The organism is Gardnerella vaginalis (assembly GCF_001546455.1).
GTDB classification, from domain to species: Bacteria; Actinomycetota; Actinomycetes; order Actinomycetales; family Bifidobacteriaceae; genus Bifidobacterium; species Bifidobacterium vaginale_B.
Map to the genome: position 1 here is coordinate 1 of NZ_KQ956825.1, position 16,661 is coordinate 16,661.

12 protein-coding genes and 3 tRNA genes are annotated in these 16,661 nt (G+C 46.3%); 12 read left to right on the forward strand and 3 right to left on the reverse strand.

Annotated elements, in window-relative coordinates; translation table 11 throughout:
- Positions 1 to 358 precede the first annotated feature (358 nt).
- Positions 359 to 2,119 (forward strand): DEAD/DEAH box helicase, encoded by a 1,761-nt coding sequence (locus HMPREF3216_RS05265; RefSeq protein ID WP_060787261.1) that lies wholly within the window; start codon positions 359 to 361, stop codon positions 2,117 to 2,119.
- Between the two features lie 236 nt (positions 2,120 to 2,355).
- Here the strand turns inward: HMPREF3216_RS05265 and HMPREF3216_RS05270 are convergent, their stop codons facing one another.
- Complete coding sequence (locus HMPREF3216_RS05270; protein ID WP_081091024.1) at positions 2,356 to 2,778, reverse strand: DUF3052 domain-containing protein; 423 nt, start codon at positions 2,776 to 2,778, stop codon at positions 2,356 to 2,358.
- 237 nt (positions 2,779 to 3,015) lie between these two features.
- Between HMPREF3216_RS05270 and nrdD the strand changes: the two genes are divergently transcribed.
- The 6 genes from nrdD (at position 3,016) to HMPREF3216_RS05300 (ending at position 10,621) form a co-directional block, all read left to right on the forward strand.
- Positions 3,016 to 5,460 carry an anaerobic ribonucleoside-triphosphate reductase gene (nrdD, locus tag HMPREF3216_RS05275; protein WP_060787262.1) on the forward strand — a complete coding sequence of 815 codons (2,445 nt, stop codon included), beginning with the start codon at positions 3,016 to 3,018 and terminating at the stop codon, positions 5,458 to 5,460.
- 109 nt (positions 5,461 to 5,569) lie between these two features.
- A complete protein-coding gene (gene nrdG, locus HMPREF3216_RS05280) occupies positions 5,570 to 6,277 on the forward strand; it encodes an anaerobic ribonucleoside-triphosphate reductase activating protein (protein ID WP_081091006.1) in 708 nt (235 codons plus the stop codon).
- A 96-nt stretch (positions 6,278 to 6,373) separates the two neighbouring features.
- Entirely contained in the window at positions 6,374 to 8,281 is a 1,908-nt protein-coding gene (locus HMPREF3216_RS05285; protein WP_060787263.1) for an ABC transporter ATP-binding protein, read from the forward strand.
- Positions 8,281 to 10,329, forward strand: a complete 2,049-nt coding sequence (locus HMPREF3216_RS05290; RefSeq protein ID WP_060787264.1) for an ABC transporter ATP-binding protein — start codon at positions 8,281 to 8,283, stop codon at positions 10,327 to 10,329. Before HMPREF3216_RS05285 ends, HMPREF3216_RS05290 begins: the two co-directional genes overlap by 1 nt.
- A 103-nt stretch (positions 10,330 to 10,432) precedes the next feature.
- Positions 10,433 to 10,506: transfer RNA gene (locus tag HMPREF3216_RS05295), tRNA-Asp, on the forward strand.
- Between the two features lie 42 nt (positions 10,507 to 10,548).
- Positions 10,549 to 10,621, forward strand: a tRNA-Phe gene (locus HMPREF3216_RS05300).
- Between the two features lie 73 nt (positions 10,622 to 10,694).
- Here the strand turns inward: HMPREF3216_RS05300 and galE are convergent.
- Positions 10,695 to 11,705, reverse strand: a complete 1,011-nt coding sequence (gene galE, locus HMPREF3216_RS05305; RefSeq protein WP_060787265.1) for a UDP-glucose 4-epimerase GalE — start codon at positions 11,703 to 11,705, stop codon at positions 10,695 to 10,697.
- Between the two features lie 270 nt (positions 11,706 to 11,975).
- Here galE and trmB point away from each other — a divergent pair, with 270 nt between their 5' ends.
- The 5 genes from trmB to HMPREF3216_RS05330 all read left to right on the forward strand — a co-directional run bounded on the left by trmB (position 11,976) and on the right by HMPREF3216_RS05330 (position 16,510).
- Positions 11,976 to 12,836 carry a tRNA (guanosine(46)-N7)-methyltransferase TrmB gene (trmB, locus tag HMPREF3216_RS05310; protein WP_060787266.1) on the forward strand — a complete coding sequence of 287 codons (861 nt, stop codon included), beginning with the start codon at positions 11,976 to 11,978 and terminating at the stop codon, positions 12,834 to 12,836.
- 143 nt (positions 12,837 to 12,979) lie between these two features.
- Positions 12,980 to 13,051, forward strand: a tRNA-Glu gene (locus HMPREF3216_RS05315).
- A 185-nt stretch (positions 13,052 to 13,236) separates the two neighbouring features.
- The gene (trxA, locus tag HMPREF3216_RS05320; RefSeq protein ID WP_060787267.1) at positions 13,237 to 13,611 is read left to right on the forward strand and encodes a thioredoxin; all 375 of its coding nucleotides are present in this window, start codon (positions 13,237 to 13,239) and stop codon (positions 13,609 to 13,611) included.
- A gap of 153 nt (positions 13,612 to 13,764) precedes the next feature.
- Positions 13,765 to 14,769, forward strand: coding sequence for an aggregation-promoting factor C-terminal-like domain-containing protein (locus HMPREF3216_RS05325; RefSeq protein ID WP_060787268.1), 1,005 nt, complete (start codon positions 13,765 to 13,767; stop codon positions 14,767 to 14,769).
- Between the two features lie 61 nt (positions 14,770 to 14,830).
- The gene (locus HMPREF3216_RS05330) at positions 14,831 to 16,510 is read left to right on the forward strand and encodes an MDR family MFS transporter (protein ID WP_060787373.1); all 1,680 of its coding nucleotides are present in this window, start codon (positions 14,831 to 14,833) and stop codon (positions 16,508 to 16,510) included.
- On the opposite strand, the gene HMPREF3216_RS06630 is transcribed toward HMPREF3216_RS05330, so the two are convergent.
- The coding region (locus tag HMPREF3216_RS06630) for a hypothetical protein (protein ID WP_230953864.1) at positions 16,479 to 16,661 on the reverse strand (183 nt) is incomplete at its 5' end. The two genes, HMPREF3216_RS05330 and HMPREF3216_RS06630, sit on opposite strands and share 32 nt — an antisense overlap.

The window sequence follows — 16,661 nt, forward strand, 5'->3', positions numbered from 1 at the left end:
TACTGTTCGACCAAGAATCACCCAGCCCTCTTTCGTGCTTGAACAATTGCGTATTGCTTAGTCGCCTGAGATTCTCGATTTTTCTTGCTCTCTCGGCGAGTCACCACCTTCGGCGCTGAGGCTCACCTCTTTCGCGGCGAAAAATCTCGAATCTCCACCTCACTTGGCGTAACCTGCGTAATCATGTGGTGCGCGAACGGTTTTTCCGCACTTTGTTGTTCGACACGCCGATTAGAGCTACAAAGTCGGAAAATCGTTTTTACCTATTTGTGTGGGGCATGTGCTAGTCTCTGTTAGTTCATGACTTTTCACCGATTCGTTTAATCGAATTGTTCAATCATAGATACGAAAGGCTATTGTGCCAAATACTCATTACGCTGCGTCAAGTGCGTCTAATAGCAAGCGCGAATCTAAAAAAACTGGTGTTGCAAAAAAGCGCGGTCAGCATAAATCGGCGCGCAATCCGTTTGAATACAGAGAATCTAGTAAGAGGCGCGGTGCAAATCACGATTTTAACGCGCGAAAGAATCGCAATCGCAAGGCAGACAAAGCCAGAAGTCGCGCGCGAGAAAAAGCTTTGCAGTACGAAGAGATGGCGATTAAAGAAGCTGAGCAGGACTTTGGCAAACAGGACTTTGGCAAACAGGACTTTGGCAAACAGGACTTTGGCAAGCGTGATTTGAATAAGCGTGATTTGAATAAGCGTGATTTGAATAAGCAAAATCCGCAGATTGCAAAAAACTCCGTAATGATTCCAGATTCCGCAATTGAATCGCGCGAAAACTACGAAGATGACGTTACTTTTGAGCAGCTTGGCGTTCCTTCGCCTTTGGTGGAAGTTCTGCGTGCAGACGGCAAAACAACGGCTTTTCCAATTCAGCAGGCGACTTTGCCAGATTCTTTGCAAGGCGCAAATATTTTAGGGCGTGGAAGAACTGGTAGCGGCAAGACTCTTGCATTTTCTATTCCGCTTGTTGCGCGATTGGCTGAAAATTTTGTTGATTTGATTAAAACTGGCAAAAAGCGCGGTTCACGCGATTTGCGCGATTCGCACTCCGCCGACGCTGCCAATAGCGCTCCAGCCGCACCACGCGCAATGATTCTTGCTCCAACTCGCGAGCTTGTTCATCAAATAGACGACGTAATCGCCCCTCTGGCGGCTGCTTACGGCATGAAAACTGTAACGGTTTATGGCGGTGTGAGTTACAGGCGGCAAACGGCACCTCTTAAGCAGGGTGCGCAAATCGTAGTGGCATGCCCAGGGCGATTAGAGGATTTGCTTCGTCAAGGTGCGTTAACTCTTGAAAAGGTGATGGTAAGCGTTTTGGACGAGGCCGACGAAATGGCGGATATGGGCTTTCTTCCAGCTGTTACGCGACTTTTGGAGCAGACTAATCCAAACGGTCAGCGCATGCTGTTTTCGGCTACTCTCGATAAGCAGGTTGGAAATATTGTAGATCAGTTCCTTCCAAATGCGATTGTTCACGCGGTAGACGATGCGGATTCGCAAGTAGATACAATGACACACCACATTTTTGGCGTATCTGCGGCAGATAAGTACGAGGTTTTGCGAAAGCTTGCTTCGGGCAAAAAGCGCGCAATATTCTTTACGCGCACAAAGTATCAAGCTAAGAACATGGCAAAGAAGTTTGTGCAACAAGGAATTCCTGCGGTTGATTTGCAAGGAAACTTATCGCAGAATCAGCGCGATAGGCATATGAGTGTTTTTGCTAGCGGAGATGTGCGAGTGCTTGTGGCTACGGATGTTGCTGCGCGAGGCATTGACATTAGCGACGTGGCGCTTGTTGTACAAACCGAGCCGCCAGAGGATCCAAAGTCTTTCTTGCATAGGTCTGGGCGTACGGCGCGCGCGGGCGAGTCGGGCGATGTTGTGACTCTTGTATTACCGAATCAAAAGCGCGCTGCGCACGTTATGTTAAGACGTGCGGGCATTAAGGCAAAAGCGCAAGACGTTAAGCCTGATTCGCCGATTTTGCAAGAGATTGTTGGCGATTTGGCGGATTTGCAAGAGGGCTGGAGTATGCCAGAGCCGCCGCAGCCAAAGCGAAAAGGCAGGGGTAGAGGCCGAGGCAGAGGACGCGGACGTTCGCGTGCTTAGACCGTAGCGCGCGAAGGTAATTCGGAGCGCTGAGCTTGCTTAAGGTTGAAAGCACGGTGTGCTTTCAACGCAAGCGAAGACGTGAGCGCGCTGTAACGCGCGAGAGATGTTCCCGATTTTGTTGTTCAACACGCCGTAAATCGCTACAAAGTGCGTCAACTTTTCCCGAGAATGTACGTGATTTAGGTCAAATTTGGTACAAAACCCGTCAACTAACTAAGTGCCGACTATTTGCGCTACTTGCTTTGGCCTTTTCCAAATGCACGCAAACGAATTCCATTCCAGTCTTCGCTAACTGTTAAAGGCGTTGCGGCGTTCATACCAGCCGTCATGGCTGCTGCTTGAACAGTGCTCGAACTTGGAGAACCCGCGCGCCCTGGCTTAGGTGTTAAAACCCACATTGGCGCGCTGCTGTTCAACATGTTTGTTGCATCCATAATAGTGTCTGCCAACTCGTCTTCGTCGTCTCCGTCGCGCCACCAAATAATAACGCCGTCAACAGAAGAGTCGTAGTCTTCGTCAACAAGTTCTTCGCCAGTTAATTCTTCGATACTGCTGCAAATTGCATCGTCAACGTCATCGTCCCATAGCCACTGCTGTACGATGTCTCCAGGTTGGAATCCAAATTCTTCTGCATGTTGAAAAGCTGTCTGTTCCACGTGACTCAATATATCAAAGTGCCAAGAATTTGCGCGACTCGCCATAGCTTCACTTTTGCCACCTTGAGACACGCCTGGAAAATCGCCAGAAACCGTAAAATCACTATATCTAGTTTGTTTTTTATTCAAGTTGCCCTAGATATTGTGCACGCAATGGGCTATAGTAGAGCAAGTTGTTGCGAATCATAAGGCGATTTGCGCTGCAAAATATACGGTAAATGGAGAAAGGTCTGTAGAATGCAGGTCTCTGATATGACTTTAGAAGATGAAGCTTTGCAGGATGAAGCTTTGGCCGATTTTAGTGGCAATAACTCTTCCGCTGAATCTTCCAAGAAATCTCGCGTACAGGTTGAAAAGCGCGATGGTCGCGTTGTTGATTTTGACCCAATGAACATTATTATGGCCATTAAGGCTGCTTTTAAGGATTTGCGCAAAGACGTTGGTCCTCAAGAAGAGCAGATGATTCGCGATATTACAGATCATATTGAGGCCGAGATTCAAGACCGCTACAATGGTCCTGCAAAAATCGAAGATATTCAGACTCTTGTTGAGCATGGTCTTATTGAAAATCACCTTTACGAAGTTGCGCGCTGCTACACAAGCTACCGCCTAAACAGAGATATTGATCGCGCTAAGGCAACAGATATTAATGAAGCTGTTAATCGCCTTGTAAACCGCGATGAGTCGCTTGTGCGCGAAAATGCCAACAAAGATTCCAACGTTTACGCCACTCAGCGAGATTTGCTTGCTGGCGCTGTTTCTAAGGCTTCCGCGTTCTCTATGCTTCCTCACGCTGTTTCTAACGCGCATATGAAGGGCGATATTCACTTCCACGATGCCGATTATTCGCCATTTACCTGCATGAGCAATTGCTCGCTTCCAGATTTTGGGAACATGCTTGCTAAGGGATTTGCGCTTGGTAACGCCATGATGGATAGCCCAAAGTCTATTGGCACCGCCGCAACTCAGGTTACTCAGATTATTAAAGACATTGCAGGTGCGCAGTATGGCGGCCAAACTGTGAACCGTGCAGACGAGATGCTGGAGCCTTACGCTAAGTGCGATTACGACAAGAACCTTGCTATGGCTCAAGCCATGATTCCAGATTCCACGCCAATCGAAGTTGCTAAGGCTATGATTGACGGCTTAAAGGCTCAGGAGCCTAAGAATCTTCATTGTTCAGATAGGGATCCTCTTCCAGCAGACACTCCTTTTGACGAGAATTTGAGTGAGTTGGATCAGCTTCGCGAAGTTTACGCAAAGATAATGACCCGCAAGGCGATTTACGACGCTATGCAAACAATGGAATATCAGATTAATTCCAACCGCGTTTCTAACGGCCAGACTCCGTTTGTAACTGTTGGTTTTGGCTTGGGTACGTCTTGGTTTGCTCGCGAAATTCAGCGCGCTATTTTGCTGAATCGTATTCGCGGACTCGGCAAAGATCGTCATACTGCTATCTTCCCTAAACTTGTGTTTACTATTAAGCACGGCGTTAACTCAGATGCAGGCGATCCAAACTACGATTTGAAGCAGCTTGCGCTTGAGTGCTCTACAAAGCGTATGTACCCAGACGTTGTGTTCTACGAGAACATTGTTAAGATTACTGGCTCCTTTAAGGCGCCTATGGGTTGCCGATCCTTCCTTCAGGGTTGGGTTGACCCAAAGACTGGCAAAGACGTGGAAGACGGCCGCATGAATCTTGGCGTTGTAACAGTTAACGTGCCTCGCATTGCGCTGGAATCTCACGGAGACGTAAACCGCTTCTGGAAGCTGTTTAACGAGCGCATGGAAGTAGCGCATCAGGCTTTGCGATTCCGCATTATGCGTTGCAAGCAGGCAACTCCTGTAAACGCTCCAACTTTGTTCCGCTACGGCGCGTTTGGGCGCTTGGGTGCCAACGAAAGCGTGGATCAGCTGTTCCGCAACGAGCGCGCAACGGTTTCGCTTGGCTACATTGGCCTGTATGAAGCTACATCCGTGTTCTTTGGCAAGGATTGGATGCAAGATCACAGCTGGAACGAAGACGGCAAGCAGTTTGCGCTTTCTATGGTTCGCCGCATGAATCAGCTTTGCCAGCAGTGGTCGAAGGCAGAGGGATACCACTACTCGGTATATTCCACTCCTGCTGAGTCTTTGACGGATCGCTTTAACCGCATGGATCGCCAGAAGTTCGGCCGTATTGAAGGCGTTACCGATCACGACTTCTACACCAACTCCTTCCACTACCCAGTGTGGTTGCAGCCAACTCCTATGGAGAAGCTCCGCTACGAGGTTGACTTCCCGTACTTTGCTTCCGGCGGATTTATTAACTACTGCGAGTTCCCATGCTTGCAGGCAAATCCTAAGGCTTTGGAGGCTGTTTGGGATTATGCTTATAAGATTGGCATTGGCTACTTGGGTACGAACACTCCGATTGACCATTGCTTTGTTTGCGGATTCCAGGGCGACTTTGAGCCAACTAAGGAAGGTTTCCGCTGCCCAGAGTGCGGCAACAGTGACCCAGATAAGTGCAACGTAACCAAGCGTACTTGTGGCTACTTGGGCAATCCTGTTCAGCGCCCAATGGTTCACGGTCGTCACGAAGAGATTGCTCACCGCGTAAAGCACATGTCGGGCGAAACTGGCCATGTTATTCTTAACAATGGCGAATCGCGCGAATGGTACGAGGAGACTAAGTAGCGCGTAGAATTGCGGCAAAAGTCGCGGCAAAAGTCGCGGCAAAAGTCGCGGCATAAAATCGCATAAAATAAAGTAAAAGCTAGGCTAAATTACTAAAAAGGTTGGAACCATGGCTCACATAAGTTTGCACGATTTTGCACCTGCAGACGTTAACCGCGGGCCTTGGATTCCAACCTCTCTTTCTAATAATCCGCGCGCAGGTCAGTGGTCCAGTGAGCGCATGAGCAAGGGCATGATTGCGGATTATAAGCGATTTCTTATGACGGACGGCGAAGGAATCCGTTGCTCGCTGTACGTTTCTGGTTGTCCGTTTCATTGCGTTGAGTGCTATAACGAGTCGATTTGGGATTTTCGTGCGGGCTATCCGTACACGCAAAAGCTTGAAGACCAGATTATGGAAGATTTGGCACTTCCGTACGTGCAAGGTTTAACGCTTCTTGGCGGCGAGCCGCTGCTTAACACTGGCATTTTGCTGCCACTTTGCAAGCGTATTCGAAGCGAATTTGGCAATACTAAAGACATTTGGAGCTGGACTGGCTACACCTGGGAAGAGCTTATGCGCAAAGGGGAGACGCCAGACAAACTTGAGTTGCTTCGCTACATTGACATTCTTGTTGATGGAAGATATATGAAGAATCTTCACGATTCGCTGCTGCAATTCCGCGGGTCTAGCAATCAGAGGATTATTGACGTGCCAAAGTCGCTGGAAAATCCGAGTGAGCCGCCTGTAATCTGGGAAAAGCTTCACGATCAGGAGCGTTTTATTCCGTCGATTTATGGAAAAGATCGCGCCTCAGGCGAAGGCGATGCTTCATAATCCTATTGAATGCGCCATGTGCAATAATTCAAATATGTATTTGAAGAAGTGATATTATTAAATCTACACATGACGTTATGTAGGGGAAGGGATGCAATGGCGGAGAAAGTAACGCGAAAATCGTCGAAGCAATCAAGAAACCGCGCCGATCGTGCTCCTCACGCCTTACGCACCATTCTTCATTCTTTGAAAAACTATCGCCTGCTTGGTGTTCTTACTTCCGTATCAATTATTTTTGAAGCAGCGATGCAAATAATTATTCCGTCAGTAATGTCTAATCTTATTGATTTTGGAATCGCCGCAAAATCCCAAAATGCTGTTCAATACTACGGTTTGCAGTTGCTTGCTTTTGCAGCAATCTCAATGCTTTTTGGCATTATTTCGGGTATTTGCTGCGCGCACTCTAGCGCGGGCTTTGGCAAAAATTTGCGATACAACATGTTTAGTCGGCTGCAATCGCTGAGTTTTTGCAATCTTGACAGTTTCTCCACGGGAACGCTTGTCACGCGTTTAACTAGCGATGTTTCAAATGTTCAGTTTGCTTATCAGCTGATTATTCGCGCAGGCGTTAGAAGTGTTGTTGTTATTGCAGCAGCGTGGTGGTTTACTTTTTGTATAAGTCCTGCGATTTCCTGGGTTTTTCTTGCTCTCGTACCGATTGTTGCTTTAATCGGTGTTGTTGGTGCTAAAATTGTTGGCTCCGCTTTTGTGCAGATTTACCGCATGGTAGACAACATGAACGCGCTTGTTGGAGAGAATTTGCATAACATTCGCGTTGTTAAATCGTATGTGCGCGAGAACTACGAAAATCGCCGTTTTATGCGCATTTCTCGTAAGCTTTACAACCGTTTTCTTAGTGCGGAATATGTGCTTAACTTTAGTATTCCACTGTTTAATCTTTGTTTTTATGCATGCATGCTTATTGTTACGTGGATGGCATCGCGTGAAATAGTGGCGTCTGGGAATAATCCTGCGTTTGGCTTAACTACAGGAAATCTTGCGGCGCTGATGGTGTATGCGTTGCAAATTTTGTTTGCACTTGCCAATCTGGTTGCGGTTTTTGTTATGACTGTTACAGCGCGAGCGTCTATGCATCGTATTGCAAATGTTTTACAATCGCATAACACGGAGTATGTTGCTAAAAATCCACTTACCACTCTTGCAGATTCTTCTATTTGCTTTAATAATGTTGATTTTACATATGCTAGTGGGGATTCATCTTCGGCTGCTGGCGATTCTTCCAGCGAGAATAATGGCGTCTTTTCTAAAGATAAGCAGGAAATTTTACACAACATAAACTTGAGCATTCCTTCTGGCTCTACCGTTGGTATTGTTGGTGCAACAGGTAGTGGAAAGTCAAGTCTTGTGCAGCTGATTGCGCGCCTTTACGACGCTACAAAAGGCGACGTTTTTGTAGGTGGGGCCAACGTTCGCGATTATAATCCAGCAAGTTTGCGCGAAGAAATAGGCGTTGTTTTGCAGAAAAATCTTCTGTTTAGCGGCACAATTGCAGAAAATCTTCGTTGGGGCAAGGCAGATGCGAGTGAAGCTGATTTGCGTGAAGCTTGTACAATCGCATGCGCGCAGGAGTTTATAAACGATTTACCAGATGGGTATAATACGCAAATTGATCAAGGTGGCAAGAATCTTTCGGGCGGCCAAAAGCAAAGGCTTTGCATTGCTCGCGCGCTTTTAAAGAGGCCAAAAATTTTGATTTTAGACGATTCAATGAGTGCGGTAGATGTTAAAACCGACGCCAAAATTCGTGAAAATTTAAGGCATTTTATGCCAAATTCTACGCAAATAATTGTGGCTCAACGTGTGTCTTCAATTGAGCATGCCGACGTTATTTTTGTTCTAAAAGATGGCCATATAATTGCGCATGGATCCAATGCCAACCTAATTGCCTCTTGCAAGATGTATAGAGATATGGTGGAATCTCAAGCAAAAAGTCGCGTGCAAAGTCAAGAAAATATTGCTATTGCGGAAGAAGGTGCTGAATAATGTCTGCAGATAAAAAAGTTTCCGCAATCAACTGGCCAGTGCTTAAACGTCTCGCTTCCTGCGTGCTAGTGTATCGCGCCAAAATTTTCGTAATCATATTTGCGATTATTGTAAGCTCAATTGTTCAAGCAGCCAGCGCAATGTTTTTGCAATCTATTGTAGACGTGTATATTTTGCCTCTTGTTGGAAAGAAAAATCCAGACTGGATTCCGCTTTTACGCATGATTGCACTAATGGCAAGCGTATACTTTGTTGGCGTGTTTTGCAGTTGGCTTTGGAGCAGGCTAGTGGCAAATATTGCGGAAAGCGTTATGCGCGATTTGCGAAACAAGATGTTTAAACATCAGCAAAATCTTCCGCTTAGCTATCTAGACTCTAAGGGCTACGGCGATGTTATGAGCCGATATACCAACGATACGGAAGTTCTGCGTGAGGCAATTTCTTGGGCTTTTCCAGACTCTTTTTCCGCGCTTATATCCATTATTGCAGCGTTTGTGTCTATTATGTGGCTTTCGCTTCCCGCTGCTGCTTTTATCTTGCTTTTTACTGCGATTCTTCTATATTTAGTGCGATTTATGCTTAAAAAATCAGGTGTGCTTTTTAGGCAATTTCAGGCCGCTTTGGGCAATCTGAATGGGTTTGTAGAAGAATGTGCAACTGGCAGAAAAGTCATTAAAATTTTCAATCACGAAGAACCTGCCATTAAAAAATTAGGCGATTTAGCTAATAACGTGCAAAAAATTTCAGCTAGCGCTAATTCTTACGCAAATAATGTTATGCCTGTAATTAGCAACGCCAGCTATCTGTTTTACGTTCTACTTGCGATTCTTGGAGCTTGGGCGGTAAGTGGAGGCTTTGGCGCATTTGGCCTTGTTTCTGTTTTCTCGGGAGATTCCAGTGTGCTCACAATCGGAACGCTAATCTCTCTGCTAACACTTTCGCGCGCGTTTATTAATCCGATTGGCGAAATCACAATGCAAATAAACTCGCTTATGATGGCTATGGCTGGTGCCTGTAGAATTTTCGAGCTTATTGACGAAGAGCCAGAGGTGGATAATGGCACGGTCTGCTTGGTAAAAGTGTGCATCTGTGAGTCTAAAGAGCAGATTTCTTGCAAACAAACGTTTAACGTTGTTAAAGAGGTTAGCGAAAAAGAAGAAGGGCCAAATATTTATTGGGCTTGGAAACGAGATGTTAAAGATAGTGGAAATAAGGCCATAAGTCGTGCGCAAAAATTGAGCCCAACCGCCCAAGAAGTGGTTTTTGAGGCTAAACAGAACGCTTGCACATCTAAGGATGGGCGTTATACCTTGCTTCGCGGTGATGTGCGATTTACAGACGTTGTGTTTGGTTACGATTCTAATAAGCCAGTTTTGCACGATATAACTTGGTATGCGCGAGCTGGGCAAAAGGTTGCACTCGTAGGGGCCACTGGCGCTGGTAAAACAACGATTGCCAATCTTCTCACACGTTTTTACGATATTGATGACGGTCAGATTTTGTACGACGGAATTGACGTTCGCGATATTCGCAAAAGTGATTTGAGGCATGCTGTTGCAACTGTTTTGCAAGATGTTAATTTGTTTAGCGCAAGCATAATGGACAATATTCGTTATGGTTCGCTTTCTGCTAGCGATTCTAGTTGCGTTTCTGCAGCCGTGCTTGCGCATGCGGATTCCTTTATTTCCAAGCTTCCAGATGGTTACAATACGCAGATTAAAGACGGCGGGGCTGGGCTTTCGCAGGGTCAAAAGCAGCTGATTGCCATTGCGCGTGCGGCTGTTGCAAATCCACCTGTGCTTATTTTAGATGAGGCAACTTCTTCTATTGATACGCATACGGAAGCGCTTGTGCAGAGTGCAATGGATGCTTTGATGCAGGATAGAACCGTGTTTGTTATAGCGCACAGGCTTTCTACTGTGCGAAATGCGGATGTGATTATGGTATTAGATCATGGACGAATTGTTGAGCGCGGATCGCATGAAGATTTGATGAAAAAGCGCGGCGAATATTATCAACTTTGCACGGGTGCAATTGATTTGGAGTAATAAGCCTGATATTCCGCGGCAACACGCCGAACACGCCTAGAGCTTGCATTTTGGCGTGGATTCTGTAAGATAGTGACTCGGCTGTTCGATGGAACAAAGCCACGGCCCCGTAGCTCAGTTGGTTAGAGCGCCGCCCTGTCACGGCGGAGGTCACCGGTTCAAGTCCGGCCGGGGTCGCGATTAGTAAAGGCCCGGTTCGCCGGGTTTTTTATTCATCATGGCTCTGTAGCTCAGTTGGTAGAGCGAGCGACTGAAAATCGCTAGGTCAGCGGATCGATCCCGCTCGGAGCCACAAGTTGAAACAAAAAACGCGCAGCATTTTTGCCGCGCGTTTTGCTTATCTAGTCAATCTATTAGCAGATCTATTAGTCAATCTGCTTCCAAGACTCAACATCAATATGATGCTGTGGGTTTGCTTGCCAAGCCGCCCAAGCCGACTCAACGATTTCTTTAACGCTGTAGCGAGCATGCCAGCCCATCTCTTCGTTAATTCGCTTTGGACTTCCAATAAGCTGTGGAGGGTCTCCAGCTCTACGACCTAAAATCGCCTCTTTAAATGGCAATCCAGTAACGCGTCTAACCTCGTCTACAATTTGGCGAACCGAAGTTCCCTTGCCCGTACCAACGTTAAAAGCGTCGTACTTGCGCTCATCGCGATCCAAATAAGTAAGAGCCGCAATGTGTGCGTCTGCAAGATCCGAAACGTGAATGTAGTCGCGAATGCAAGTTCCGTCGGCAGTAGGGTAGTCGCTGCCAAAAATCGCAGGTGCTTTTCCTCGTTGCAGTCTATCTAAAAGCATAGGAATTAGATTCAAAATTGCAGGATCTTCTAGCTCCACAGGGCCACATCCAGCAACGTTAAAGTAGCGCAATGCGCAGAATCGAATTCCGTATGTTTTTTCGCAAGCGCGAGCCATCCATTCGCCAAAAAGCTTAGTTTGGCCGTATGGGTTAATTGGCAGCATTGGCACAACGTCTTCTGGAACAACATCTACTGGCGGCTCGCCGTACGTGGCTGCGCTAGACGAAAACACAAGTTTTTTAGCTCCGCTTTGGCGCATTCCTTCAAGAACGTTAAGCATTCCGTTAATGTTCTGCTGGTAGTACCATAGCGGCTTTTCTACGGACTCGCCAACCTGCTTTCGCGCAGCAAAATGAATTACGGAGTCAACGTTGTTCTCCTTCATTATTTGCGCAAGTCGCGCTCCTGCGTCTGGGGAAGCAATGTCCATTCCGTACAGTCGCGCGCCTTCAATCCTTGTAGGCTTTCCGTAGCTTAAATCGTCTACAACCACAACGTTTTGCTTGGCTTGGTGAAGAGCGTGTACAACGTGTGCGCCAATGTATCCACATCCGCCTGTAACTAGAACAGTCATTGTTTACCTTGTTACCTTTCTGGTATTTATCTGCTTATATCTTGTTATCTGCATGCTGGCACGATTTATTTGCCAATCGGTTTGCAGAATGTATTTTGCAGAATGTTATAGGGAAATTATAGCGCTTGAATCATATTGGGAGCGTGTTTAATGTGCGCTGTTTTGCGCGTTTGGTATTATGCGTTGAGTTGTGATTTAACTTGTAATTCGATTTGTGATTCAACTTGCAGTTTAATTGCGTATGCATGCGAATAAGGAAGATTGGCTAAAATGGACGATTTTAATGTAGATAGCGCAAGTGGCGATTTGCCTAATGGCAACTTGCTTGAGCCTAAACAAACTAATGCCGCCGCAAGGGTTATTCTTTCGTTTGTTCGCAGGTCTGCCAGGCTGGACGCTCGTTTAGAAAAGGCCAAGCAGCGCTACTCGGGCATGTATTTACTAGACATTGCAGATGGCGTTGGGTCTTTGCGTGTAAAAAGCGATTTATGCGTGGACTCGGCATGGATTGAGGCCAATTGGGGAAATGCTAATCCGCTGATTGTAGAAATTGGTTCGGGTCAGGGCGAAAACATTGTGGCGGCAGCTGCGGCGAATCCGAATATGAATTTTCTTGCTTTAGAAGTTTATGATCCAGGCGTGGCTCATACCATGCTTTTGGCGGGAAAACAGGATTTGCAGAATCTACGAATTGCGCAGGTTAATGCTCCCGATTTTCTTGCGGCTTGCAAAAGTAACGTTTTGGCAGAAGTTTGGACATTTTTCCCAGATCCTTGGCCTAAAATGCGTCATCACAAGCGCCGAATTGTTCAGCCAGCTTTGGCGCAGTCTGTGCATAATGCGCTTGTTTCGGGCGGAGTTTGGCGAATTGCTACAGATATTGAAGATTACGCGTTGCATGTTCACGAGGTTATGGATTCTTTGGCGTGCTTTAAAAATGTTGGGTCTTTGCGCGTGAGCCTGCCTACGGAGCATGTTGGCAAGGGAAATGCTCAAGATGCTGCGGATTTGCCGCATGCTGATTTTGTTGAGTCGCAGCGATTTGATGGGCGTGTTTTAACTAATTTTGAGCGCAAGGGATTGGAAGCTGGGCGCGTAATCCACGATTTGACTTATGTTGCTAAAAAGTAGATTGCAGGTTTGATTCTTGCGGTTTGATTCCCGCGGTTTGATTCCCGCTCGATTACTATGTGTGCTTGCGTTGATTTTACGCACAACACGCCGCGATTTGCGTGTACGCTTAGTGAGTGTTAATATCATATGGTTTGGTTAAAGCCCCCTTCGTCTAACGGTTAGGACACCAGACTTTCAATCTGACAACAAGAGTTCGACTCTCTTAGGGGGTACAAGTTGCGCCGCTTTATTTGAGCGGAGTTTTATTTTATTCCCATAATTCATCAACCCATTAATGGCGTGCAATTACCATAGTTTTGCTAGAATGGTTCAAATAATAATCAAAACAAAATACTCCAAATGGGGCGGTTCAATCGCTGTATACGTTGAACCGTATTAAATAGTACAAGGGGCAAAAATGGCACTTATTCACGCTACGCAAGACGATTTTGAGAAGATTGCAAGCACCAACGAGGTAGTTGTTGTTGATTTTTGGGCCACTTGGTGCGGTCCTTGCCGTGCTTTTGGGCCGATTTTTGAGCAAGTGAGTGCAAAGTTTGACGATATCCCGTTTGTTAAGGTAGATATTGATCAGGCTCCCGAATTAGCCAGCGCAGCGCAGATTAAGGCCGTTCCAACGGTTATGGTGATTAAGCGTGGAGAGGTTATTTATCGCCAGGCAGGCGCTTTGCTTCCTGCGGATTTGGAGGATTTGGTTAATCAGGCAAAGTCCTACGATTCTAGCAGTGATTCTAGCAACGATTCAGGCAACGCCCCTAAGGCTAACGACTAGCGCATAAAAACATAGCGCGCGAAGCTAGGGAAAAGTGGCCTCTAGCCGTTGATTTTTAGCCCTTCTCTTTACGTAATATTACAATTGAATACACTGTGTGCAATCGCTGTTAAAGTCTGAGTGCACAGCTTTTAAGGTTTATCAAGGAGAGTTATGACAAGTCACAGAAAGAAAACTGTTACGCTTACCTCATTGAGCGCGCGTCAATGGGCAAGAGTTGCAGCGATTTTTGTTGGTGTTGTGTCTGTTATAGCTCTTGGAATTGTTTCTCGAAACTTTTATTCCAATTCCAAGCCTTATTCCGCAAAGTCTTACGTAACTGCTTATTCTGCAACAGATAGCGCAAATCAGGTTTCTCGTGGAGTCTACAGAAACTCGCTTAAGCCTGTTAAAAAGGGCGCGACTTCTTATGTTACAGTAAATATAAACGGTCATCATCGTGCGGTTTTTGGAACTGATTTTACAAACGTAAAGTCCGTTTTAGAGGCTGGAGATATAACTTTAGATTCGCATGATGTTGTTACGCCTTCTCTTGATTCAAAGGTTAGCGAGGCTACGGTTATAACCATTAAGCGCGCGGGCGCAAAGTTGGAGACTTCCGACGAGCCGATTGCGTTTAACACGGTTAAAAAAGAGACCGCAGCTCTTCCAAAAGGCACGGAAAAGGTTAAGGAACAGGGCGAGCCTGGCGTTATGGAAACAAGCAAAATTGTTACGCGTGCAGGCAAGAAGGTTGTTTCTTCCAACGTTTTTGTTTCCTTTGTTAAAAAGGCTCCAAAAGATAAGGTTGTTCTTGTTGGAACTGGTGGCGCTAGCGTAGATTCTGGTTTTGCCGCTTCCATTGGAACCACCGTTCCAGCTGGCGAGATGCAGGAGTGGGCACATTCCTGGCTGCTTTCAAACGGCTACAGCGAGGCCGATTTTACTGCTACCGTGTTTATTATTTCGCACGAATCTGGTTGGCGTGTAAATGCCATGAACCCTTCTGGCGCCTATGGTTTGCCTCAAGCTTTGCCTGGAAGAAAGATGTCTTCTATGGGTGCCGATTGGGCAACTAATTATCAAACCCAGCTTCGTTGGTTCTGGAATTATTGCAATGGCCGTTATGGGTCAATTCAGGGCGCCTACAGGCACTGGTTATCGCATAGAAGCTACTGATTTGGCGGATAATTAAGTGCCAAATAAATTTTTGAAATCTCTAGCTTCACTATTTTCTAAAATGACGATAACACCTAAACCATCAAGATTGTCTAAAACGCCTAAATTACCTAAATCACATAAATTATCAGAGTTGCCAAAGTTATCCGAGTTACATAAAAATAAGTTTGCTCATTTAAGCAGTGCTTTAGTTGGGGAGCAAGCGTATAAAAATAATCGCCTTACCCGCGCGGCTCTTGTATCCCTTGCAATTCTTACGTTTATAACGTTTATTGGTAATTTTGCCCAGTTGCAGCTTACGGCCGCTTTGCCAACCATTGTTCGCGAATTTAACATTAGCGTTACTACGGGTCAGTGGCTTACCTCTATTTTTCAGCTGATTATGGCCATTATGGTGCCGCTTACCGCATTTTTGACTAGGCGATTTTCCACGCGTCAAATCGTTATATCGTCTATGGTTCTTTTTACGCTCGGCTCGATTATGGCTTGGCTTAGCAACGATTTTATTATGGCGTTGGCTGGCCGCACTTTAGAGGCGATTGGCACGGGCGTTATGTGGCCAGTGTTGCAGATTACAGTGTTTTCTGTGTATCCTGTAACGCGGCGCGGAATGGCTATGGGCAGTGTTGGTATGGCAATGAGTATTGCTCCTGCAATTGGCCCAACTGTTGGCGGTATGCAAACCGATTTTAACGGTTGGCGATCAATTTTCTTGTCGCTTAGCATTATTGGCGTAATTTCTATTGTTCTTTCCGCATTTTTCTTGCATAACTTTGGCGAGCAGGATCGCTGTGCCAAAGCTGACTTTTTCTCCGTTGGTCTTTCGATTGTTGGATTTGGCGGAGTGATGTTTGGCTTTACCAACATTGAAGCATACGGAATTTCTAGTGCGTTTTCTTGGGCGCCAATGCTTGTTGGTGCGTGTGGAGTGGCATGGTTTGTTCTTCGTCAGTTGCGCGCAAGCTCTAATGGCAAGCAACCACTTCTTGGAATTGGTGTGTTAAAAAATCGCTATTTTACTGTTGGTACAGTTTGCGCGTGCTTAACATTCTTTGCTTTTAGCTCAATCATGGTTGTTATTCCGCTTTATATTCAGTCGGATCGCGGTTTTTCTGCCACTATGAGCGGTCTGGTGCTTTTGCCAGGCGCGTTTGGAATGGCCATTTCGCAATATTTTGGTGGGCGCATGCTGGATCGATTTGGCGTGCGGCCAGTGGCAATGGCTGGATCGCTGATTTTGCTTTTTGGCACAGTTATGATGAGCCTTATTGATAGATACACTTGGATTTGGTGGATTTCAATATGGCAATTTACTCGTCAAATTGGCATGGGATTCTTGCTTATGCCAGTTACAACGTGGTCTTTAAATTGCTTGCAGCGCAGCGAGCTTGGAGACGGGTCGGCTGTTACTAACACAATGCGCCAGCTTTGGGGTGCGATTGGTGCGCCTGTTCTTGTTGTAACAATGGCCACTTTTGCTCAGTGGCATCATGCGCTTACGGGTGTTGGGAGTGCGGATAACATTGCGGCAAGCATTTTTGGCGTGCAATGGACTTTGCGTATTAGTGCGATTATTACGGCTATTATGGCGTTGATTGTTATTTTTGGCGTTAAGGGAGAGGGCGCGGGTTCGGCGCATCAGCTTGCGCGCAAGGCGATTGACCGCATGCGCGTTTTGCATATTCCGCATGCTTCGGAGCATAAAGACGTTATGCACGATCATACGCATCATCAATACTGATATCTTTGCATGCGCGACGACCTGCCTTTTCGCTTAAAGCGTAGCGCGAGGGCGATTTCCTTGCTTTTGTTTCTTTTTTCCTGCGTTTGTTTCCCAAATCGACCAAAAAGGGAACGAACGCGGGTAAAAGGGAACAAACGAGGGGAAGTGT

Excerpts from the sequence above, each read along its gene's own strand:
- nrdD (WP_060787262.1), top strand. The coding sequence starts at position 3,016 with ATGCAGGTCTCTGATATGACTTTAGAAGATGAAGCTTTGCAGGATGAA.
- nrdG (WP_081091006.1), top strand. The coding sequence starts at position 5,570 with ATGGCTCACATAAGTTTGCACGATTTTGCACCTGCAGACGTTAACCGC.
- HMPREF3216_RS05285 (WP_060787263.1), top strand. The coding sequence starts at position 6,374 with ATGGCGGAGAAAGTAACGCGAAAATCGTCGAAGCAATCAAGAAACCGC.
- HMPREF3216_RS05290 (WP_060787264.1), top strand. The coding sequence starts at position 8,281 with ATGTCTGCAGATAAAAAAGTTTCCGCAATCAACTGGCCAGTGCTTAAA.
- galE (WP_060787265.1), bottom strand. The coding sequence starts at position 11,705 with ATGACTGTTCTAGTTACAGGCGGATGTGGATACATTGGCGCACACGTT.
- trmB (WP_060787266.1), top strand. The coding sequence starts at position 11,976 with ATGGACGATTTTAATGTAGATAGCGCAAGTGGCGATTTGCCTAATGGC.
- trxA (WP_060787267.1), top strand. The coding sequence starts at position 13,237 with ATGGCACTTATTCACGCTACGCAAGACGATTTTGAGAAGATTGCAAGC.
- HMPREF3216_RS05325 (WP_060787268.1), top strand. The coding sequence starts at position 13,765 with ATGACAAGTCACAGAAAGAAAACTGTTACGCTTACCTCATTGAGCGCG.
- HMPREF3216_RS05330 (WP_060787373.1), top strand. The coding sequence starts at position 14,831 with ATGACGATAACACCTAAACCATCAAGATTGTCTAAAACGCCTAAATTA.